Source organism: Spirosoma soli (assembly GCF_042684525.1).
GTDB classification, from domain to species: Bacteria; Bacteroidota; Bacteroidia; order Cytophagales; family Spirosomataceae; genus Spirosoma; species Spirosoma soli.
Genome location: NZ_JBHULN010000007.1, coordinates 179,557 through 201,966, shown reverse-complemented (window position 1 = coordinate 201,966; position 22,410 = coordinate 179,557). Strand labels below are relative to the sequence as shown.

The 22,410-nt window shown below is 48.8% G+C and carries 20 protein-coding genes; 16 read left to right on the top strand and 4 right to left on the bottom strand.

The window, feature by feature from the left end; translation table 11 throughout:
* The first annotated feature begins 44 nt into the window (after positions 1-44).
* From ACFSUS_RS13625 to ACFSUS_RS13615, 3 genes are all read left to right on the top strand, one after another.
* Positions 45-848 carry an ion transporter gene (locus ACFSUS_RS13625; protein WP_381523413.1) on the top strand — a complete coding sequence of 268 codons (804 nt, stop codon included), beginning with the start codon at positions 45-47 and terminating at the stop codon, positions 846-848.
* A 143-nt stretch (positions 849-991) separates the two neighbouring features.
* Complete coding sequence (locus ACFSUS_RS13620) at positions 992-1,993, top strand: DUF1259 domain-containing protein (RefSeq protein ID WP_381523411.1); 1,002 nt, start codon at positions 992-994, stop codon at positions 1,991-1,993.
* A 159-nt stretch (positions 1,994-2,152) separates the two neighbouring features.
* The gene (locus ACFSUS_RS13615) at positions 2,153-4,039 is read left to right on the top strand and encodes a DNA polymerase III subunit gamma/tau (RefSeq protein ID WP_381523409.1); all 1,887 of its coding nucleotides are present in this window, start codon (positions 2,153-2,155) and stop codon (positions 4,037-4,039) included.
* 16 nt (positions 4,040-4,055) lie between these two features.
* Here ACFSUS_RS13615 and ACFSUS_RS13610 read toward each other — a convergent pair whose 3' ends face one another.
* The gene (locus ACFSUS_RS13610; RefSeq protein ID WP_381523408.1) at positions 4,056-5,174 is read right to left on the bottom strand and encodes a tetratricopeptide repeat protein; all 1,119 of its coding nucleotides are present in this window, start codon (positions 5,172-5,174) and stop codon (positions 4,056-4,058) included.
* A gap of 97 nt (positions 5,175-5,271) precedes the next feature.
* On the opposite strand from ACFSUS_RS13610, the gene ACFSUS_RS13605 reads away from it, so the two are divergent.
* From ACFSUS_RS13605 to ACFSUS_RS13560, 10 genes are all read left to right on the top strand, one after another.
* Positions 5,272-6,510, top strand: a complete 1,239-nt coding sequence (locus ACFSUS_RS13605) for a M16 family metallopeptidase (protein ID WP_381523406.1) — start codon at positions 5,272-5,274, stop codon at positions 6,508-6,510.
* A gap of 25 nt (positions 6,511-6,535) precedes the next feature.
* Positions 6,536-6,886, top strand: a complete 351-nt coding sequence (locus ACFSUS_RS13600) for a nucleotidyltransferase domain-containing protein (RefSeq protein ID WP_381523405.1) — start codon at positions 6,536-6,538, stop codon at positions 6,884-6,886.
* Positions 6,883-7,137 (top strand): HEPN domain-containing protein, encoded by a 255-nt coding sequence (locus ACFSUS_RS13595; RefSeq protein ID WP_381523403.1) that lies wholly within the window; start codon positions 6,883-6,885, stop codon positions 7,135-7,137. Before ACFSUS_RS13600 ends, ACFSUS_RS13595 begins: the two co-directional genes overlap by 4 nt.
* A gap of 167 nt (positions 7,138-7,304) precedes the next feature.
* Positions 7,305-7,784, top strand: coding sequence for a 2-C-methyl-D-erythritol 2,4-cyclodiphosphate synthase (gene ispF / locus ACFSUS_RS13590; RefSeq protein ID WP_381523401.1), 480 nt, complete (start codon positions 7,305-7,307; stop codon positions 7,782-7,784).
* A 24-nt stretch (positions 7,785-7,808) separates the two neighbouring features.
* The gene (locus ACFSUS_RS13585) at positions 7,809-8,963 is read left to right on the top strand and encodes an amidohydrolase family protein (protein ID WP_381523399.1); all 1,155 of its coding nucleotides are present in this window, start codon (positions 7,809-7,811) and stop codon (positions 8,961-8,963) included.
* A gap of 19 nt (positions 8,964-8,982) precedes the next feature.
* Positions 8,983-9,684, top strand: coding sequence for a thioredoxin (trxA, locus tag ACFSUS_RS13580; protein ID WP_381523397.1), 702 nt, complete (start codon positions 8,983-8,985; stop codon positions 9,682-9,684).
* Entirely contained in the window at positions 9,681-10,781 is a 1,101-nt protein-coding gene (locus ACFSUS_RS13575) for a mandelate racemase/muconate lactonizing enzyme family protein (protein ID WP_381523395.1), read from the top strand. The genes trxA and ACFSUS_RS13575 overlap by 4 nt, the downstream gene beginning before the upstream one ends.
* A gap of 4 nt (positions 10,782-10,785) precedes the next feature.
* On the top strand, positions 10,786-11,364 hold the full coding sequence (locus ACFSUS_RS13570) for a GNAT family N-acetyltransferase (protein WP_381523394.1): 579 nt from the start codon (positions 10,786-10,788) through the stop codon (positions 11,362-11,364).
* Between the two features lie 290 nt (positions 11,365-11,654).
* Positions 11,655-12,701 carry an aminopeptidase gene (locus ACFSUS_RS13565; RefSeq protein ID WP_381523392.1) on the top strand — a complete coding sequence of 349 codons (1,047 nt, stop codon included), beginning with the start codon at positions 11,655-11,657 and terminating at the stop codon, positions 12,699-12,701.
* A 30-nt stretch (positions 12,702-12,731) separates the two neighbouring features.
* Positions 12,732-13,520, top strand: a complete 789-nt coding sequence (locus ACFSUS_RS13560; RefSeq protein ID WP_381523390.1) for a DUF3108 domain-containing protein — start codon at positions 12,732-12,734, stop codon at positions 13,518-13,520.
* A gap of 49 nt (positions 13,521-13,569) precedes the next feature.
* Here ACFSUS_RS13560 and ACFSUS_RS13555 read toward each other — a convergent pair whose 3' ends face one another.
* Together ACFSUS_RS13555 and dnaA are read right to left on the bottom strand one after the other, a co-directional pair.
* A complete protein-coding gene (locus ACFSUS_RS13555; protein WP_381523388.1) occupies positions 13,570-14,559 on the bottom strand; it encodes a GNAT family N-acetyltransferase in 990 nt (329 codons plus the stop codon).
* 15 nt (positions 14,560-14,574) lie between these two features.
* Positions 14,575-15,984 (bottom strand): chromosomal replication initiator protein DnaA, encoded by a 1,410-nt coding sequence (gene dnaA / locus ACFSUS_RS13550; RefSeq protein WP_381523387.1) that lies wholly within the window; start codon positions 15,982-15,984, stop codon positions 14,575-14,577.
* Positions 15,985-16,256: 272 nt separating this feature from the next.
* Here dnaA and ACFSUS_RS13545 point away from each other — a divergent pair, with 272 nt between their 5' ends.
* Complete coding sequence (locus ACFSUS_RS13545; protein WP_381523386.1) at positions 16,257-17,585, top strand: methylmalonyl-CoA mutase family protein; 1,329 nt, start codon at positions 16,257-16,259, stop codon at positions 17,583-17,585.
* A gap of 73 nt (positions 17,586-17,658) precedes the next feature.
* Here ACFSUS_RS13545 and ACFSUS_RS13540 read toward each other — a convergent pair whose 3' ends face one another.
* Complete coding sequence (locus ACFSUS_RS13540; RefSeq protein ID WP_381523384.1) at positions 17,659-19,122, bottom strand: S8 family peptidase; 1,464 nt, start codon at positions 19,120-19,122, stop codon at positions 17,659-17,661.
* Between the two features lie 226 nt (positions 19,123-19,348).
* On the opposite strand from ACFSUS_RS13540, the gene scpA reads away from it, so the two are divergent.
* A complete protein-coding gene (scpA, locus tag ACFSUS_RS13535) occupies positions 19,349-21,484 on the top strand; it encodes a methylmalonyl-CoA mutase (protein ID WP_381523382.1) in 2,136 nt (711 codons plus the stop codon).
* Positions 21,485-21,527: 43 nt separating this feature from the next.
* Positions 21,528-22,196 carry a Uma2 family endonuclease gene (locus ACFSUS_RS13530; RefSeq protein WP_381523380.1) on the top strand — a complete coding sequence of 223 codons (669 nt, stop codon included), beginning with the start codon at positions 21,528-21,530 and terminating at the stop codon, positions 22,194-22,196.
* Positions 22,197-22,410 lie beyond the last annotated feature (214 nt).

Sequence of the window (22,410 nt, the reverse complement as noted above, 5' to 3'; positions counted from 1 at the left end):
GTTTGGAGTTTGGTGAGTAGCTTGCGCTACTGACCGTATCTGCCATGCTACACTTTCGCAAAAACCTTTATCGTATCCTCGAAACCTCGTCGGGCAAGCGACGGGGAATCAGCCTAGCGTTCAACCTAACGTTAATTACGATCATCACGCTCAATGCCATTGCGATCGTGTTGCATACCGTACCAGAATACAACCGGCGCTTTGCCCGTCTTTTTTACAATTTCGAGCTTTTTTCCGTCTGCTTCTTCACGGTAGAATACTTACTGCGCATTTGGGTCTGCGTTGAACAGGAAAAATATCGACACTGGTTTTGGGGGAGAGTTCGGTATGTTTTTTCGGCGTCGGCCATAATTGACTTTTTGGCTATTTTCCCATTTTATTTCTCATTATTCGCAACAGATCTGGCTATAGTCCGGATTCTGCGGCTATTCCGCATCTTCCGGCTCTTCCGCATATCTCGGTACTCACACGCCTTTCGACTAATTCAGAACGTAGTAGTTGACAAAAAGGAGGAACTGATTTTAAGCATGACGTTTGTCATATTCATGTTGATCATTGTATCGAGTGTCATGTACTACGTTGAGCATGCTGCCCAACCCGATAAATTCACGAGTATACCCGCCACAATGTGGTGGGGCGTCAGCGCCATGACGACAGTGGGCTACGGTGACATTCACCCAATAACACCTTTAGGAAAATTACTGGGAGGAATTGCTGCTATCATGGGCATTGGGCTCTTTGCGCTGCCCACCGGTATTTTAGTATCGAGCTTTAATGAGCATATCCGAACTCCGCACCGGCCCATGACACGCCGTTGCCCACATTGCGGAAAGGAAATAGTTAGTTGATTTTTCAAAAAACAGGGCAAAACTCACTTGGTCTAACCACCACCCAAAATCAGCACAAAAGGTAAAGGAGGTACAAATAGTTAAATCTGTTCTATTTTTCGCCTGAGAGTAGCCTTATCCTTGTGAATTAATTATAGCTACTCATGATTCGACGTAACTTTCTGCAAGCTGCTGCCCTGGCGGGTACGATTCCCCTTTGCGGTTCACCCCTGACTGACACGTTGCCTACCGGCAAAACGCCTGCCCTACCCGTGGATGAGCAAGACGCAATTGCCAAGGCTCTGGGTAAAAAGGGCACCTACGTTGAGTCACAAGCTACATACACCGTACCCCTGCCCCGCAATGATCTAAAAGTTACGATCAAGGGGGAATCCGTGCCGATTCCGTTCGGATTTGGCGGCTGGGTCTCCTTCAAAAAAACGCTTGACGGCCGACAGACCGTCATGATGAGTGATACGGTACTTCTAGAAAGCGAAGTAAATCCTCTAATCGACGCTACTCATGCAGCTGGCCTAGAAGTGGGCGCAATTCATAATCACTTTTTTTACGAACAACCACGCATTTTCTACATGCACCTGCACGGTGTGGGCACTACAACTGAGTTGGCAACCAAATACGCAGCAGCCATTGGGAACACGAAGCTTTTTCCGGCCAATCAATCCCAAACTGCTACGTCCCCGACGGCACAATCGGGCAACAATGCGACCCCAGCACCCGCCAACGCTCCTCAGACGGGCAAGGAGTTGTTCGACCTAACTACGCTAGACGATCTGGTTAAGTATAAAGGCGTGGTCAACGGTCCCACTTACAAGTACACTGTGGGTCGTGATGACGTGCAGATTGTAGCCATGGGTGCTGAAATGACAGCTGCTATCGGGCTAAATTCCTGGGCCTCCTTCGCTGGCAAACAGGATGCTGCCCATATTGCGGGCGACATTGCCATGTTGGAAGGAGAAGTAAATAACGTGGTTCGTGTGCTGAGGAGTCATAAGCTCGATGTAGTAGCCATCCACCACCACATGTTGGAGGAACAGCCCCGAACGATCTTTTTACATTATTACGGTACTGGCCCGGCGCCGGAACTAGCTAAAGGCTTCCGAGCGGCACTCGACCAATTAGGAAAATCTACCAGCATGAAACACTAGTTCTTTATGGGCATCTTAAGGATAAGATAACCTCTTTGTGAACGGTATCACCTGACCTACAGCATCATACTGATTACACCCACTGTATTACTCCACTCATTACACGTACTGCGCTGACTCCGCCATTTGAAATCCGACCCTCAATTGCTAACTTTGAGTATGGAAAATTTCGTGGTCTCGGCCCGCAAGTACCGCCCCGCCACCTTCGACACCGTTGTAGGGCAGGAGCACATTACTACCACACTTAAGAACGCAATTAAGACCAATCACTTAGCGTCGGCGTTTCTGTTCTGCGGGCCGCGCGGAGTTGGTAAAACGACTTGTGCCCGGATCTTAGCCAAGACCATCAATTGCCAAAACTTAACCCCTGAAGGAGAAGCCTGCGACCAATGCGAGTCGTGCGTGAGCTTTACCCAGAATGCGTCCTTTAACATTCATGAGTTAGATGCAGCTTCGAACAACTCGGTTGAGGACATTCGTAATCTGATTGACCAGGTCCGCTATCCGCCCCAATCGGGCAAATACAAGATTTATATTATTGACGAGGTGCATATGCTCTCGTCGGCGGCTTTTAATGCCTTCCTGAAAACGCTGGAGGAGCCTCCCTCCTACGCTATTTTTATTTTGGCGACGACGGAGAAGCACAAAATCCTGCCGACAATTCTGTCGCGTTGCCAGATTTTTGACTTCAACCGAATTCAGCCGCAGCACATCGCTGATCACTTGGCAAGCATTGCTCAGAAAGAAGGCATCACGGCCGAATCCGAAGCGCTGGACCTGATTGCCCAGAAAGCCGACGGTGGTTTGCGCGATGCGCTATCAATGTTCGACCTGAACGTAACGTTTGCGGCCGACCGGATCATTCGATATAAAGAGGTGCTGGATAATCTCCATATCCTCGACTATGATTATTACTTCAAATTAACCGATCAGCTGCTAGCCGGTAACCTTCCGCAAAGCTTGCTAACGGTAGATGAAATCCTGCGAAAAGGCTTCGACGGGCATCAGTTTGTGGTGGGTTTGTGCCGCCACTTCCGCGATTTGCTGGTTTGCAAGGATGCCGCCACGGTGCAACTGCTACAAGTAACCGAAAACGTTCGTCGGCAATACCTCGACCAGTCGGCGCGGGCACCGATGTCGTTTTTGCTATCAGCCCTGAGCCTGGGTGGGCAGTGCGACATGAACTATAAGCAGGCCAAAGACCAACGGCTGCATACGGAATTGTGGCTGATGAAGCTGGCCAATCTGCGAAATCTGCTGGACTGGAACGCCCTGCCCGATTTGCCGCTCAACGGTTTACGGATCAGCGAAAGCTTAATCGCCGATCACTCGGTGGACGAAAAAAAAAACGTCGAACCAACGCCCGTCCAACCACAACCCTCGCCTAGTAGCCGGTTAATCGAGAGCCATCCGATTACCAGTGAGCCAGCAAATGGTTACCGTCCGGCAGCACCAGCAAACGGGACTCCAACAAATGGCACCAACGGAGCTGGCCAAAACGGCCATGCAACTCCAACCAACGGAATAGCAACAGCGAGCGTAGCGGCCAAACCTCATATTGCGCCACCTACCCGCCCGGCCAGTAGCCGGTTACGGTCTACTGTGGCTTTGACTACAGGCCCCGTCCAACCAACGAATAGCGATGAGCCGGTAGCGGTAGTAGCGCCGGTTCGCCCTGACAAGCCGTTCATCTTCGAGCAATTGCAGGCGGCCTGGTCGGCGTTTGCCCGGCTTCGTCATCAACAGAATGACTCGGCTAGTGAGCAGTTAATTCTGAATCGAACCATAACGCTCGATGGGACGACCATTCACATCACGCTCGACAATACATTACAGGTTGGTTATCTAACCGAATTAAAGCCCGAACTTTTAGGCTATCTGCGTGATCAGTTACAAAACAGTCAGATTCAGCTCGAGCACAAAGTCACGGTGCAGGAGGTCAAGAAGATGATTTATAGTTCGCAGGACAAATTTAATTTCATGGCCGAGAAAAATCCGGCCTTGCTTGAACTACGAAAGGTCCTGAATCTGGAAGTTGATTATTAGACCGGGATTGGGCAGATTATTTATACGCCTTTGCTTCTTTGATCACGCCTTTATATTGGGCTACAGTCAACGCTTTTTTGTAGTTTATCTTGGCGCGGTTCGGATCGTTAGCCCGGGCTGCAATTCGCGCCAAACCGGCGTAGGCAAACGCATGATACTCTTTTGTGTACGGGTCATTATACTTTTGCTTCAGTGCCGTCTGGTATGACTCGGCAGCTTCTCTATCATTTTTATCCGCGTACTCAGCCAACATTCCCTCGAACGTATTGACCGCCATCGGCACAAGTTTATTGTCCATCTGCTTCAGGCGTTGCAAATAAGGCCGGGCATCGGCATAACGGCCTGCCAAAAGCAGCGCTTCGACGTTGACCATTCCAAACAGTGGATTATTGGGATACTTGTCGGCCAGGTATTTTGTATAAGTAACGGCTCGATTAGGCTGGATCTCGTGTTTTAACAGAATATGAGCTAAATAATAGTTGGCTCCAGCACGCATGAAAAGGCCTCTTTTAGTAGCTGTATCCATTTGCTTCAATCCCTGACCCATATCGCCGTCATCGAAGAAAATCATGAACGGCCGAACAATCGGATGGTCCATGGGGTATCGTTCGACGTAATAATTATATAAGCCCGTAGTGAAGTAGAAATCGGGGCTTTTGTCCATCAACGTAAAGCCGTCTTTAAGGTAGCTGTATGACTTCTTCGACTCGCTTACAGCTTTCATTGATTCGCCCTGGTTATTGTACAACGAAGCCAGATAACTATGCGCTGTCAGGGCAAAAAATACCCCCTCAGGATCATCTTCACGCTTAGCTAATAGTTTCCTGGCCAGCTCCAGCCCCTGATTAGCGGCTTGAATAAACTGAGTTGTGGCTACCTTATTTTCGTGCAAGGGCAGGTACTGCAATTCCAGTTGCGTAGCCCGCAGGATCGGCCCAATCGGGTGTTGTGGGTAACGTGCCTGCAGTTGACGAATCAGGCCCTCAGCTTCCATAAATTCAAAATTATAAATAGCATCCAGTGCTTTCAACACGGTCTGTTGTGCAGCTGGATCAGTCATCACCTGCGCCCGACTGAAGAATGATAACAGGAATAAACCGGCAAAAAGGCCCCATCTTTTCAGGGCTGATAACATTGGTACCAAAGTATGTCGTTTGATTCTGTACGGCTGGAACCGTACTTTTGTTAAGTGCGTATTATCTAACGAGGGCTATACGCAAAAGTTTTTATCCATGATTCATTACGAGCAATTTGTTCTGGACAACGGCCTGCGGGTATTCGTTCATGAAGACGAGTCGACGCCGATAGCAGCTGTCAATATTTTATATAACGTAGGGTCGCGGGATGAAGATCCAGGCCGAACCGGCTTTGCCCATCTGTTTGAACACCTGATGTTTGGCGGATCGCGGCACATTCCAAGCTACGACGAACCGCTGCAAAAAGTTGGGGGCGAAAATAACGCCTTCACCAGTCCCGACATTACTAACTATTACATTACGTTACCAGCCGCCAACCTGGAAACGGCCTTCTGGCTCGAATCGGACCGAATGCTGAGTCTTTCGTTCGATCCGCAAGTGTTGGACGTGCAACAAAAAGTCGTGATTGAAGAGTTTAAGCAGCGTTACCTCAACCAGCCCTACGGCGATGTTTGGTTAAAGCTACGCCCTTTGGCTTACCAACACCATCCCTATCGCTGGGCTACGATTGGTAAGGACATCAGCCATATTGAAAATGCCACGCTAGACGACGTCAGATCGTTCTTCTTCAAGTATTATCTGCCTAACAACGCGATCCTGGTGGTGGCCGGCAACGTAACGGTTGAACAGGTAAAGCAGCTATGCGCGAAATGGTTTGCGCCTATTCCGGCGGGCGAACAGTACATTCGTCAACTACCCCATGAACCCAGGCAGACGGAGGCCCGGAAGCTGGAAACATCGGCTAGAGTGCCACTAAACGGTTTGTACAAAGCGTATCACATGCCGGGGCGTTTTGACCCAGGTTTTCAGACCGCTGATTTGTTAAGTGATATGCTGGGGCGCAGTAAGTCGTCCCGATTGTATCAGAGACTGTTGCGCGACAACCCGCTCTTCAGTAATGTCGGTGCTTACATCACCTCATCGGTCGACCCAGGTTTATTGGTTGTGCAGGGAACATTAAATGAAGGTGTTACACTCGAAGAAGCAGATGCCGCCGTTGAAGCCGTTGTGCAGGAATTTATTGACCAGCAAGTGCCCGACGAAGAGTTGTCCAAAGTAAAGAATCAGGCGGAGGCAACGTTGGCGTTTTCAGAAGTGGAATTACTAAATCGAGCCATGAACCTTGCCTTTGCTGCGAACGCGGGCGACCCCGAGTTAGTGAATCAGGAGGCAGCTTTGATTCAGGCAATTACCCCTGAGGATATACAGGCAATGGCACGCCAAGTATTACGTAAAGAAAATTGTTCGACCTTGTATTACCGGCGGGATAGTTAGTTTTAATCTGATAGTCAGTCGTCCAATGCAAATCACATACGATCCAAAGCCACTCACGGCCGATCAACTACAGGCCCTTTCGCAGGAAGTCAAGCAAGCGTTAACTGAACTCTACGGTGACCGGCTCGACCGGGTGATTCTGTACGGTTCATACGCTCGGGGTGATTACCACGGAGAGTCGGATGTCGATTATCTGGTTGTGTTGAGAGACGATGTTCAGTCTGGTCGGGAAGTTAGGCGTATGGCTTCAGCCATTGGTGCCTTATCATTAAAATACATGGTAGAAGTATCGATTTTCCCGATATTAATATCAAAATATGTTTCGGGCCATACACTTCTATACCGGGCCATACAGCAGGAAGGCATTTGTCTATGAGCGACCTAAGACGGGCTATAGCTCATTTGCGTAAAGCAGAAAGTAATTCAGAAGAAGCCCGTATTTTAATGAATGCAAAGTTTCCAGATGGTGCTTCAAATCGTGCTTATTATGCCATGTTTGATTGTATAATGGCACTCTTACACACAACGGATGGGCCAATTCCTAAGACGCGCATACAGGTGCGCATACCGAATTTCGAAAACAGGTCATCAAAACAGGTGTTTTCGCCGACACATATAGCGCTGTAGTTACTGAACTGTTTAATCTACGACAAGGGGGTGATTACGAGATTGATTTTGATATATCCTTAGAAGATGGTCAAGATGCTATTGATCAAGCCACTCAGTTTTTGATGGAAGCTCAGTCGTATTTTGCCGCAAAGGGCTACAATTAAATTTTTGGTTTATATACTGTTGTGAAAATACGCGTAGGACAAGGGTACGATGTTCACCGCCTGGAAGAAGGCAGACCCTTCTGGCTGGGCGGTATCCAGATTCCGAGCACATTCGGGCCAGTCGGCCATTCCGATGCGGATGTCGTTTGCCACGTATTGTGCGATGCACTGTTGGGAGCCGCCAACATGCGCAACATTGGCTATCATTTTTCGGATAAAGACCCGCGCTGGAAAGGCGTCGACAGTAAACTGCTGCTTGCTGAAGTGCTGCGCATGGTGCGGAGCGCGAGCTATGAAGTGTCAAATGTAGACGTAACAGTGGTTCTTCAGGAGCCAAAACTCAATCCTCATATTCCGGCTATGAAAACCTGCCTGGCGGACGTAATGGCCATTCCCGAGGACGATATTTCCATTAAAGCCACGACCTCCGAACACATTGGATTTGTAGGGCGGGGCGAAGGTATTGCGGCTCACTGTGTTGCGCTGATTGTTAGAACTTAGATCTAAACGATTAAATTGATTAGCATGATTTTGTCTAAACCACTGTTACACACTAGCAAGCTCTTTACGTTTTCGTTGTCGTTAGCAACCACCCTTGTTTTAGCCCAACCTAAAGTGTCAACGCCCGCCGGTCCAATCGACTTTGAGGAGTATGAGCCGGTATCGACGCTTAAAGTGCCTGAACACAAACTCGGTCGTGCCAAGTACCCGTTCATTGATGTCCACAACCACCAGTATGAGATGGACAACGCCGACCTGCGGGGGCTCATCAAACAAATGGATAGCCTGAACATGGGTCTGATGGTTAATCTGAGTGGACGTGGCTTTAGCAGCAATACAGCCGAGAGCACCAAGTTTTTTGATAACGCCTTAACAAATATTCAGAAAACGAACCCAAAGCGTATAGCCCTGTTCACGAACATCAACTTTGCCAACGTAAACGACAACGGTTGGACAGCACAGGCCGTTAAAACGCTGGAAGACGACGTTAAGAAAGGCGCCAGGGGCTTGAAAATCTATAAAAGCCTTGGCTTCAGTGTTAAAGATGATAAAGGCAACCGGGTTCGGGTGGACGACCCGCGACTAGATCCTATCTGGGCCAAATGTGGCGAGTTAGGTATTCCGGTACTGATTCATACCGCCGATCCAAAACCCTTCTGGGACCCGATGGACCGTTATAACGAGCGCTGGCTCGAGTTAAAACTTCACCCCGGCCGCAAGCGGTCGGATACCAATCCTGTATCGTGGGAGCAGCTCATTAAGGAACAACACAACGTATTCCGGAAGCACCCAAAAACAACCTTTATTGCTGCGCATATGGGCTGGTTTCCCAACGACCTCGTCAAACTGGACAGTCTGATGCGGGTGTTTCCAAACATGAATGTGGAGATTGGCGCCGTCATTGCCGAGTTAGGGCGTCAGCCACGAACGGCCCGCAAATTCTTCGAGAAATACCAGGACCGGATTCTGTTCGGGAAAGACAGTTGGGTGCCATCAGAATACGCAACTTACTTTCGAGTGCTGGAGACGGACGACGAGTATTTTCCTTACCACAAAAAATACCATGCCTTCTGGCGGATGTACGGTATGGCGTTGCCTGATGACGTGCTGAAAAAAGTTTATTACAAAAATGCCCTGCGAATTATTCCAGGTCTGGATAAGAGCCAGTTTCCTAATTGAAACCTAAAGACTACTTCTTATGAGATCTAGATTCTTTCTAGCCATTTTTCTGTACTTGAGCACCTGCATAGTGCGTGCACAGTCTCTCGCGCCAGACGCGTTTGCTACGCAACTTCAGCAGCAGCCAACGGCGCAGCTCCTCGACGTACGTACCCCCGGCGAGTTCAACGGAGGGCATTTGATTGGCGCTAAAAATATTGATTTCAGAGACGCTGCTTTTGGTCAGAATTTGGCCCGTCTCGATAAAGCAAAACCGGTGTATGTCTATTGCCTATCGGGCGGTCGTTCAGCGGAGGCAGCTAAACTCATGCGCGAACAAGGCTTTACTAATGTGTACGAACTTCAGGGCGGCTACCTGAAGTGGACGACCAAGCTGAAGCCGGTTGAAGGAGTAACGCCGGATGCATCAGCCAAGGCTGTTACGCCCGAGCAATTGAAACAGATTGCCACCAGCAATCGCTTAGTGCTGGTCGATTTTTATGCGCCCTGGTGTGCCCCCTGCAAAAAAATGATGCCGCTTATTGAGGAGTTACAAACAAAGTATACTGGCAAGCTTGTGGTTGTAAAAGCGGATGCCGACGCCAGCAAAGCATTAATGCAGCATTACCAGGTCGATGAAATTCCGACCCTGTTGTTGCTCAAAGAAGGCAAACCCAAGGAGCGTATGATTGGCCTACAAACGTCAGGCATGCTGACCGAACTGATCGATAAGAACCTGTGATTATCTCCAGTATTACCTTCTATCAGTACGATATTCCGCTTAAAGCGCCCATCGCTATTTCGCTCGGCACGATTGAGCACGCTCGTAACCTGCTGGTTGAAATCCAGACCAGCGAAGGCATTACAGGCTGGGGTGAAGGCTCGCCCTTCTGGATGATCGTCGGCGAAACACAGGCTTCTGGGCTAGCCGCGGCTCAGGACATGGCCCGTTTATTACTCGGTCGGAATCCGCTGGATATTGAAGGGTGTATTACTACGTTGACTCGCTACTTACCTGGTCACCCGACAACCCGCTCGGCTTTTGATATGGCCCTGTATGACATTGCCGCTAAAGCCGCTCAAATGCCACTATATCAATTCTTAGGGGGAGCAAAACGAGCGCTGGTGACAGACGAAACGATTTATCTAAATACGCCCGAACGCATGGTAGAAGATGCGCTACGCATTCAATCTAAAGACGCAGAGGCAATAAAGGTCAAGCTGGGAACAAACCTCCGCGACGACGTTCGGCGGGTTGAAGCCATTCGCAAAGCTATTGGTGATGAAACACCTATCCGTACTGATGCTAATCAGGGTTGGGATGTCGTAACCGCATCTGCGGTACTAAGAACTATCGGCGACTGGAACGTTCAGTATTGCGAACAGCCCATTAAACGTAGTGACGTATCGGGATTACGACAAATTCGCCGAAATTCACCCGTACCCATTATGGCCGACGAGGCATTGTTTGATGCGACCGACGCCATTCGACTGGTGCGCGAAGAAGCCGTTGATTACTTTAACATCAAACTATCAAAAAGCGGGGGAATTTTTGAAGCCCTCAAGATTAACGCCATAGCGGAAGCCGCTGGTGTGCCCTGCATGATCGGCTGTATGTCGGAGTCACGCCTGGCGCTGACGGCTAATGCGCATTTCGCAGCCGCTCGACAGAATGTCCGTTTCTGTGACCTCGATGGCTGTTTTGAACACGCCGATGATCCCGTTTATGGGGGCATTACCTACCATGGATACCAAATTGAACTGCCTGATGCCCCTGGAATTGGTGCCGAGATCGACTCCGCTTTCTTAAACAAACTATCCGCCCAAACAATCGCCTAAGCGAATGCTTACTATCACTACCGTCCAATCCGATGCCGATATACAAGGCATTTTAGCCTTACAGCAACGTAACCTGCGTAAGAACCTACCTATCGATGTACAAACAGATCAAGGCTTTGTGACAGTTGAGCACAACCCAGTTGTTTTACTACGTATGAATCAGGACGCTCCTAGCATCATTGCCAAAGATGGAGAAATAGTAGTCGGTTATGCTTTAACGATGCTTCCCGAATTCAGAGCAGACGTACCAGAACTATTACCTCTGTTTGACTCTATTGATCAACTTCATTATGATGGTAAGCCCCTACTTGACTACTCTTATTATGTTATGGGACAAGTATGTGTGGCCGATGGCTACCGGGGCCAGCAGTTGTTCGACCGGATGTATGAGCAACATCGCGCTACGTACAGTGACCGGTATCAATTATTGGTAACCGACATTTCAGAGCGCAACACGCGTTCAATGCGTGCTCATAAACGGATTGGTTTTGAGCCACTGCATTCCTTTCATGACCCTGCTTTAGACGAAACATGGGTAGTTGTAGTATGGAATTGGCAACATCTGCCCAAGACCGGGTTTTAAGGCAATGCCATTGCGCATCCGTAATCAGCGACGCGCAACAACTGATTAACATGCAGCACTTCGCCCCCGTTTATTTCAACCTTAACCAACCCTTTACACAATACACTCATAATCAAAGCTGTTATGGCTCCACAGGACCTTAAATTGCGAAAGCAAGTGGAGTTTATATTCGCTGATAGTTGAACAGATACCATAAATCAAAGTATACTATACTTCAGTAACTTTCTTAAAGAGGCTTGGCCAGACAGCCTACCGCTGTTGTGTAGTTTTAACAAAGGGGTTTCCAACCAATGGGCCGAAAAATTGCTCTTATTATCGTCGGAGTGCTTGTCGGAGTAGCGATCTGGCAGTGGGAATGGGTCAACTATGGATGGATGCAGGCCAAGGGCCAGCTTCAGATTATGCTGAACACAAAACCCGTTTCAGAAGTCCTCGCTGATCCGTCGTACCCCGATTCGTTAAAGCACAAAATAAAACTTATCCAGGAGATCAAGCGTTTTGCCATCGACTCACTTAAGCTTGATCCCTCGGGTAGTTACGAATCGTTTTATGATCTCAAGGGCAAGCCACTCATGTGGATGTTGATTGGGTCTGAAAAATACCGGCTTGTACCGGTCGAATACAAAATCCCAATTTTAGGGACGTTTTCGTATAAAGGATTCTTTGACCAGGATCGGCTTATGAAAGCGGACACCTTATTGCAACAGCAAGGTTACGACACACGGATCAACGAAGTGGCAGCTTATTCAACATTAGGATTTTTCAAAGAACCTATCCTGTCGAATATGCTCGGCCGGACAGAAGGGAGTTTAGCCGAATTAATTATTCACGAACTCACCCACGGCACATTGTTTGTGAAAAACAGCCTGGAGTACAACGAGAATTTGGCGGACTTTGTCGGGGAATATGGTGCGTTGCGGTTCCTGGCTCAGAAGTATGGAAAGCAATCTGTGCCGTATCGGGACTATCTGGCAACGAAAGAGTTTTACGAACGTTATGACGACCATATTCTACGGGGCACTCACACGCTTGATAGTTTGTATCGGACGTTTAAACCTCAGACACCGGTTATGGTCAAAGATTCGTTGAAGTGGCAGACGATTCGACAGATTGTTAGCTCGTCGGACACAATTACCGACGAACGTAACAAACCAGTAGCTCGTTTAGTAGAAAAACGGAGGTCGAACAAACTAAACCTACCTAATAATGCGTATTTTATTGGCTATCTAACCTACCGGAAGCAGCAAAATCGTTTTCGGCAGGAATTTGAAAGCCGGTTTGGAGGTGATTTTACCCGTTATCTAACATACCTTAAAGAAACCTATCCATCTTTGTAAACGAAGCCCAACGGGCGGGCGGTTGTTACTATGAAGAAGTTTTTAATTGGCCTCGGCATTGTCTCAATTTTAGGGTCCGGGTTCACGGCCCTAAATGCTTACCGGCGTGTAGTAAATACCAGCTTTGGCCCTGGTGAACACCTTGAATACCGAGTTCACTACGGCTTTCTGAATGCAGCCGAAGCGATTGTAGACGTCAGCCCAACTCTATACAAAGTGAATGAGCGCCCCTGCTACCGCGTTAACGTGGACGGCCGGACGGTTGGTGCCTTTGACATGGTAACCCGCATCCGCGATACCTGGCGGTCGTACATCGATACATCAGCGATTCTGCCTCAGAAGTTTTACAGTAACTTACAGGAAAACAGCTATCGCAAAGAAGAAAACATTACGTTCAATCATGCTGCAAATACGGTTAAAGCCGAAGAGCGCACAGAACGCGATGTGTTTAAGGTGCCCGAGAATGTACACGACTTCATTAGCGGCTACTACTTTCTGCGCACTATTGATTTCAACCGGCTCACCAGCGGCCAGGTGCTTGAAGTGCCCGCTTTTTACGACGACACCGTTTACAACATGAAAGTCCGGTATCGTGGAAAAACCACAATAAAAACGAAGCAAGGCAAGATAAATGTACTGCGGTTGAATCCTGTTCTGCCTCAGAACAAGCTATTTAAAGACGAAGAGTCAATCCGGATTTTCGTTTCCGACGATACAAACAAGATTCCGGTTAAAGTTGAGGTGGACCTGTGGGTTGGCTCGATGGTCATGGACCTTCGCCAGAACAACAATTTAAAGCAACCCCTCCGGTACTTCTAGAAGATAATTCCTTTTGTGGGCTCGTTGACAAACGCAATTCCTGGCTCTGTCAACGAGCCCACAACTTGTTTCTAACCTGTAGCAAGCCACGCTCAAGCTGGCTCAGTCGACTCCAGCATATCATTTCAAAGGGCTCTTCAACGGCTCCGAAGCTTCGATAGAAGCTAACAATAGACGGCTTCTCCGGGCTTTCAAAATCAAAGACCATCGGTTTTCCGGCATAGTCTTGAAGTACCTGGTCAATGAGCAGCGTTCGGGCATTACCCCGTCGGCCGGCTTCAGAAGCTGCGTTAAACAAATAAATCACCCGGTTGCCTTCGCGAACGAATAAAGCGCCAGCTTCAATTCGTCCACTATAGGTCGCGTAGCGCAGGGTGATCAGTTGACGTCTGTGTAACTCCTGCACCAGACTGATAAAGGTATCATAAGCCCACTCAGCCACCCCGCCCGGAATCCCTACGGCATGATTCGCTCGAAACAATGTTACTAAAGGGGTTGGATCAAATGAATCAATAACAACCCACTGAGCAGCCTTGGCCCGTCGCAAATTGAGTTTGCGATCCTTCGTATAATTTCGAAATAAAGCCTGATACCCGATTGACAAATCAAGAACGTGCGTACCTAAACGTTTGATCAGGAAAGACGCCAACGGTGAACCGCCAACCGGTTGGCGGTTAATGCTTAATGTTGAACAGTAACGGTAGCGCTGATACAGAGTACACAAGAACAGATCAATGTCGACAGAGGTATCGTAGCTAAAAACGCCCAGCATCTGACAGAACAAAGGTTGGTGGACAACCCAGTCGTAATCAATCCCCAGAACACACTTTCGACGTAACGGAACAGGCATTATGGCCCGATAATGTCCGGCATCGTCGCTCAAGACCAGCCCCTCCCATTTCCAGCCAGAATCAGGGAGTACACTATCCAGATACCAGGAATACCCGTAAACAATTGGTTGTAACGAAGCTGCTACGCAGGCATCCCAGGCAGAAGCGTCAATCTGACTTCGGGTCAGCCATTGCAATTCGGCCGGCATACGAATGAATCGAAATTATTTGAACTGCGCTTTCAGCTTCTCAATCGCATCGCGGGTTTCGGCGTGTTTAGCCACCAGATCGCTGATCGTCTGTACCGCGTGGATAACTGTGCTGTGGTCGCGTCCGCCAAAGTGGTAACCGATGGACTTGAGCGACAAATCTGTTTTTTCTTTGGCTAAATACATAGCCACCTGCCGAGGATGAACGAGCTCGCGTTTACGGCTTTTCGCTTTCAAGTCGGCAATGGTAACGTTAAAATAATCAGCGACAGCCTCTTGTACTGAGTCGATCGTGACTTCGCGATCCGAATCGACAACAATGCTACGTAGCGTGCTTTTAGCCAGCTCAAGGTCAATATCGCGTCGGTTCAGCGATGCCTGCGCCATCAATGAAACAATGACGCCTTCCAGCTCCCGAACGTTTGTGTTAACACTATGCGCTAAGTATTCAATGACGTTATTTTCAATATAAATGCCTTCGGCCTGCAGCTTTTTCTGAATGATCGCGATACGCGTTTCGAGGTCAGGCGTTTGCAGATCGGCTGATAAGCCCCATTTAAACCGTGATAGCAGCCGGTCCTCCAGTCCGTCCAACGCTCTGGGTGCCCGGTCGGAAGTCATGATAATTTGCTTACCCGATTGGTGAAGATGATTGAAGATGTGGAAGAAAATTTCCTGCGTCTTTTCCTTTTTTTGTAGAAACTGTACGTCATCAATCACCAGCACGTCGACTTGCATGTAGAAGCTCGTAAAGTCGCGAATACCATCAGTACGAATAGCGTTCAGAAACTGGTTGGTGAACTTCTCCGACGTAACATACAGGACAAACTTTCCCTGGTTATTATTCTTGATGTAATTACCAATAGCCTGCACCAGGTGCGTTTTACCTAGTCCTACTCCCCCGTAGATCATCAGCGGGTTAAAGGAGGTCACACCGGGTCGTTCGGCCACGGCATAGCCCGCGGACCTCGCCAGTCGATTACAGTCACCTTCGACGTAATTATCAAAGGTATACGTCGGGTTGAGGTATGAATCCAGCGTAAGTGAATCCAGGTCTTTGAGCTGAAACGGACTTTTAAGAATGTCGGGATTAACGTTATCGGGTTTGGCCGTCTGCGGATTTTTGGTCGTCGGCATGCTTACCGTGAGTGGCCGGTTCTGCTCGTTGCCTTTATCGACAATTATGGAGTATTCGAGCTGTCCATCCCGACCGATGGCCGTATCCAACGCCTTACGAAGCGCATGCACAAAGTTTTCTTCGAGCCATTCATAGAAAAATTCGCTCGGCACCTGAATAGTCAGCACGCTGCCACTAAGACGTAAAGGTACGATCGGCTCGAACCACGTCTTAAAGCTTTGTTCGGGTACGATCTCCCGGATTACGTTCAGACAGCGATTCCACACCGTCGTTACTTCACGTTGCATTCCTGGTTGGCTCGTTCCATTCACGGTGGATACTTCTCTTAGTACGGTGAGTTCAATCAAAAAAAGGGAGACAAATGTAGCTAATTATCTGGCTCAGTCGTCTTCTTTTCGGTTCATTAAGCTAAAATTACGTGATTCAGACGGAACGTCAAGGCATTAAACTAATCCCTTCGAATAATGCAAGAACACTGTCCACTAGTCAGTTGAAATGACGGTTTTGCCCCCGAAAAGAGAAAGATGTAATTTTACCTACACATTGTCACAAACTACCAATGGAGCCGCTTTTTAGTACCTCATTTCCAGCAGCCGACAAATTAGCCTGGTTAGCGCAAATACGTAAAGAATTAAAAGATGATAATGCTTTCGAAAGTCTACGCTGGCATAACGAAGATGGCTTCATTGTAGAGCCCTATTATACAGCTGATGACTTAGCCGATTTGCCATTAGTCCAAATTCAATCAGCGCAGAAACAGACAACTGGCTGGCTTAATGCACCCGAGCGCCGAATCTCCGACGAAAAAGCCGACAACGTATTGCTACGGGATACCCTCAGGCGTGGGGCCGATGCCCTGGTACTCACCCTGCCCCCCAATCTAGATCTGGCCAGATTACTAGACGGTATAAAGCTGAGCGATACTCCCGTTTTTTTCCGCACCGACGCTTATTCCAACCCTGTACGATTTATCCAAAGCTTAAAGTCAATTGCGCCTTACCAACTAAAAGGTGGTTTGCTAACAGACGCCGGACCACTAACGGCTCAAGTCACTCGGCTGACGGCTGATTCGCCCCAGTTTCGGTCCGTCACTATCAGTAGCCACGACTTTCACAACGCCGGAGCTACGGCCGCTCAAGAGCTTGGGTTTGCCTTAGCCCGTTTAGCGGAGGTATATGATCAATTAACTGATGATGGCTTAACACTCGCTGAACTCATCCCTAAAACAGCCTTGTCCGTTTCTGTGGGCACGAGTTACTTTCTGGAAGTTGCTAAGTTGCGGGCGCTGCGAGTTTTGCTGGCCCGTTTTGCCGCTGCTTATCAGGTTAATTTTGAGAGCCAGCCCTTACCGTTCTTACTTCATAGTCAGACTTCAACCTTTTATGATGCCTCGGCTACGCCTTACACAAACTTACTTCGAGCCACGACTGAAGCGATGGCAGCTGTTATTGGCGGCTGCGACGTGCTGACAGTACATCCATACAATGCCATTTTGGGTAACATCAACGAGTTTTCCGAACGAATTGCCCGCAACATATCAGTCTTATTGAAAGAAGAAAGCTATTTTGATAAGGTTACTGATCCATCAGCTGGGTCATATTATATTGAAAATTTAACGAACCAGTTAATTGAAACAGCCTGGGCACTATTCCTGAACGTTGAAGAGATGGGCGGTTTAGTCAAGGCGTTCGCTAGTGGCTATGTACTGGACCAAATCGACAAATCGTACCAAGCTAGGGTAGAAGCGGTTAAAAACGGGAAGGTTCTGGTAGGCGTGACGAAGTTTCGGTTTGACGAGTCGCTCCAGCCGAGCCACACCAACAAACCTACCCAGCCATCGGCATTGACATCCTTACCTGACCGACGCCTGACAGAGCCGTTTGAATAGCCAACTCATTAGTTCTACTAACAAAGAAGGCAGCCTTTGTGGGGCTGCCTTTTTGATTCGATAAGAATGAACGCTATTGGGCATTCACTACGGCTTTGTAAGCGTTAACACGGCCATAACCATATAACGGATCGCGGCCTGGCGCTCCCAGGTCATCGGCCGATGCGCGCAGAGCCGCTTCAACGCGCGTAGGGTCCATACGACCGCCATTTTTACCAACGATCAGGGCAGCCACACCCGCAGCATGTGGTGTTGCCATACTTGTGCCAGCCGAGAAGTAGTAACTCTTCAAAGCACCTGTGCTCAGCACCATATCATATTGGTAATTAGCGTTTGGAAACAAAGCAAAGTCACCACCCGGAGCCGCAAATGTGATATCTGGCGTACCATAGTTCGAGTAAGAAGCAAACCGATCGAGATCAGTTGCCCGATTGGCAAACCACCCCAGCGGCCCTGTAGCCGAAATTGAGATAACATTCGGTAAGTTACCCGGAATCGTCAAGCCTGATCCGTCTTTATTGCCATTGATACCGTCGTTCCCAGCGGCAGCAATGACCGTCACCCCTTGTTTCGTGGCATAACTCACAACGCGGGTTATGGCATTGATCAACTCCTGAACTGATTTTGCGTCGTGGCCGACGAAATCATCGGAAGGATCAGCCGGGGTACCATTGTCATCGAGGTATTTACCATTACGTAACAGATAAGCTCCCAGACTCATGCTGGCAATGTCGGCCTGCTGTTCAACCGCATCCAATAGCCCTTGAATCATCCATGAAAAAGAACCGGAACCGCTGTCGGCTAATACTTTAATCAGCAGCAGCTTCGCTTTGGGCGCCACACCCACAACGCCAATGTTGTTGTCAATAGCCGCAACAGTGCCGGCTGTGTGCGTTCCATGACTAAACGCGTCGGGTAATCCGTATTGGGCTGGCTCGCCGGGTACAAAACTTTTGCTGTAAACAATATTACCGGCGAGGTCAGGGTGAGTCAGGTCAAAACCACCATCCAGTACGGCTACGCGGGCACCTTCTCCCTGAAAACCAGCCGCCCAGGCCGCAGGCGAACTAATAGCTTTGTGGCCCCACTGAAATGAGAAAAACTGATTTGTGTTCGGATTCGTAGCTGACAGGGCTGCAATGTCCTCAGCTTTTAGCTCCTGGTTAGCTACCGGGTCGATCCACTGTACTTCGGCATCTCGTATTACAGAACGTACACCCGCAATACGAGCTGCTTTGTCGGCAAATTTAGGGTCGCTGGAGGTGGCCGTTGCGATGCCAACCTTTCCGAACGTGCGTCCGACTTTACCATTCGCTTTAACAATGCTCGCTTCCAGATCAGCGGGAAGTGACTCATCGGAGGCAATGATAATGTACTGACCTGTTTTGAATTTCACACCCGTTTCTGAAACACCCTGCCGAGCACCATTACTGTTGATGAAGTTATTGGGTTGAAGTTGCGTTTCGTTTACGCAGGCAAACGTGGTAGCTAGCAACGTCCCCACGGCGAACAATGACTTTGGAGTAATCTTGTACATTAGACTAAATTTTTAATTTGTATGAACGAATAAAGGATAATACAGTCTTGCAATTTATAAGGCTTAAGATATTTATCTATAATTTATATTAAATAACTATGCAAAAAGGGCAAGAATATTTCTTAACAGCCCATATTTACCGAATATACTGCTCAAGCAGGTGACCTATATATAGGTTTTAAGATGGGGTGAATAAAGCTTAATTTCGCTGTACAAATCTGAGCGTATGAAACCCAACTTCGGCACTATATCCACCTGGTCAGCAGCCCCCAAGCAAGCCGCTCCCTCATCGGCGACTTATATGACCAGTGAGGGAATAAAACTCAAACCACACTTCGAAGCTGCCGACGTCGTTGATGCCGAGCACTTACACTACGCGGCTGGCATTCCTCCCTATCTGCGTGGTCCTTATGCTAGTATGTACGTCCGCCAACCCTGGACGATTCGGCAGTATGCCGGTTTCTCAACCGCCGAAGAATCAAACGCTTTTTACCGTCGTAATCTGGCAGCTGGGCAGAAAGGCTTATCCGTAGCATTCGATCTAGCCACGCACCGAGGCTACGATTCCGATCACCCGCGCGTAGTGGGCGACGTGGGCAAAGCGGGTGTCGCTATTGATTCGGTAGAGGATATGAAGATTTTGTTCGACCAGATTCCGCTCGATCAAATGTCGGTGTCGATGACCATGAACGGGGCCGTACTGCCCATTATGGCGTTTTTCATCGTGGCAGCCGAAGAGCAGGGCGTTTCGGCCGAAAAACTATCAGGTACGATTCAAAATGACATTCTGAAGGAGTTTATGGTGCGGAATACGTACATCTACCCGCCAGAGCCCTCCATGCGTATCGTGGGCGACATTTTCGCCTACACCGCCAAATACATGCCCAAATTCAATTCCATCAGCATCAGTGGTTACCACATGCACGAAGCAGGGGCACCGGCGCATCTGGAACTAGCCTATACGCTCGCCGATGGCCTCGAATACATTCGTACAGGCTTGCGGGCCGGTATGGGTATCGACGACTTTGCTCCACGTCTGTCGTTCTTTTGGGGCATTGGCATGAATCATTTCATGGAGATCGCTAAACTGCGGGCTGGGCGCTTGTTGTGGGCCAAGATAGTGCAGCAGTTTGCTCCAAACAATGCCAAATCATTAGCCTTACGTACGCATTGTCAAACTTCGGGCTATAGCTTAACCGAGCAAGATCCGTTCAACAACGTGGCCCGAACGATAATTGAAGCCCTTGCCGCCGTCTTGGGTGGCACCCAAAGCCTGCATACGAATTCGCTGGATGAAGCCATTGCGCTACCCACCGACTTCTCGGCCCGCATTGCCCGTAACACACAGCTCTATTTACAACACGAAACCGATGTCACTCGCGCCGTTGATCCCTGGGGCGGCTCGTATTACGTTGAGTTCCTAACGAAAGAACTGGCCCAGAAAGCCTGGGCACTCATCGAAGAAGTTGAGCAGTTAGGGGGCATGACGAAAGCCATTGAAACCGGCTTGCCTAAGCTTCGGATCGAAGAAGCAGCCGCCCGTAAGCAAGCCCGAATTGATGGCGGTAAAGACGTAATTGTGGGTGTAAACCGGTACAAGCCGGATAACGAGACGGACATTGAGCTACTTAACATTGATAATCAGGCCGTTCGGGAGGCACAGGTTCGACGCATCCAGGATGTTAAAGCAACACGTAACAGCCAGGCTGTGCAAGCCCGTCTAGCCGCGATTACGCATTGTGCTCAAACCGGAGAGGGTAATCTACTGAGTCTCGCCGTTGAAGCCGCCCGCGACCGCGCTACGTTGGGTGAAATCTCCGACGCTATGGAAAAAGCATTCGGCCGTCATAAGGCCACTATTCGTGCTGTATCAGGCATTTATTCCGCCGAGGTTTCCGATGATGAAAATTTCCGACTGGCGCGGGAGATGAGTGATCGCTTTGCCGAACTCGATGGGCGTCGACCACGCATCCTAGTCGCTAAAATGGGCCAGGACGGTCATGATCGGGGCGCTAAAGTAATTGCCACGAGCTTTGCTGACCTGGGCTTTGATGTAGATATGGGGCCGTTATTCCAGACTCCCGAGGAGGTGGCTCGCCAGGCTGCCGAAAACGATGTGCACATTGTCGGCGTATCGAGCCTGGCGGCTGGTCACAAAACGCTAGTGCCGCAATTGATTGACGAGTTGAAAAAGATCGGTCGTGATGACATACTGGTCATTGCCGGGGGCGTTATTCCGGCCCAGGATTACCAGTATTTGTATGATGCTGGCGTTAAAGGAGTCTTTGGTCCGGGCACCGTAATCTCTGTTGCGGCTCAGAAGATTTTAGGCGAGTTAATAGGGACTGATGTCGATAAGTGATTGACAAGAAAACACCTATATTTAGCTATTAAACAGGCCTGTTATGCTTACCGACTTCGTTGCGGACTTATTAGATGCCCCAGATGCTCAATTAATCATCAATCGTGTTCAAGCGGTTTTGGATGACGAAAAAAAGCGTCGGCAGGAGTTTTATGAATGGCTTCAGGAGGACGTCAAAGCTGAGTTCATCAATGGGCAAATCGTTATGCACTCGCCCGTTAAGCGTCGGCATTTACGAGCCAGCAAGCGACTGTTTCGTCTTCTTCAGGATTATATTGAGGCTAAAGAGCTAGGTGAGGTTGACATTGAAAAAGCCCTCGTTACGCTTACTCGCAACGATTATGAGCCAGATATTTGTTTCTGGCGCAAAGAAGTGGCGGATACCTTTGACGATGAAACCATGCAGCACCCTGCCCCTGATTTTGTAGTCGAAATTCTGTCAAAAGGGACTGCCAAACGTGATCGGGGCATAAAGTTTGAAGATTATGCCGCTCACGGTGTTCGTGAGTACTGGTTGGTAGATCCTACGCGACAGACCGTTGAGCAATTTAAATTAGACGAGGAGTTCATGGCTTTCGACGCCGTTGGTAATTTTCACCTCCACGACACAGTCACTGCGCTCACCATACCCGGATTTGCTATTCCTGTTCGATCCATTTTCGAGCCAGAAGCCAATCGCAAAACTTTAAACCAACTTTTAGACGGCAAATAACTTACTTCTGGTATATATTATTACTACCACTTCACGCTGTTTTAACCTGAGTCATTAAACACCGGCTGGTTTTAGTTTAGATGCTTGGTGTAGAACAGGCTTGTATTGTCATAGGAGCCACTAACTTCTTCAAATCTAGTTTGCTTCTTGATCCAAGAAGTGATTGGGTAGCGTGCACCTTCCCTCCGACTTTCATGTTACGTCTCCAGTAACC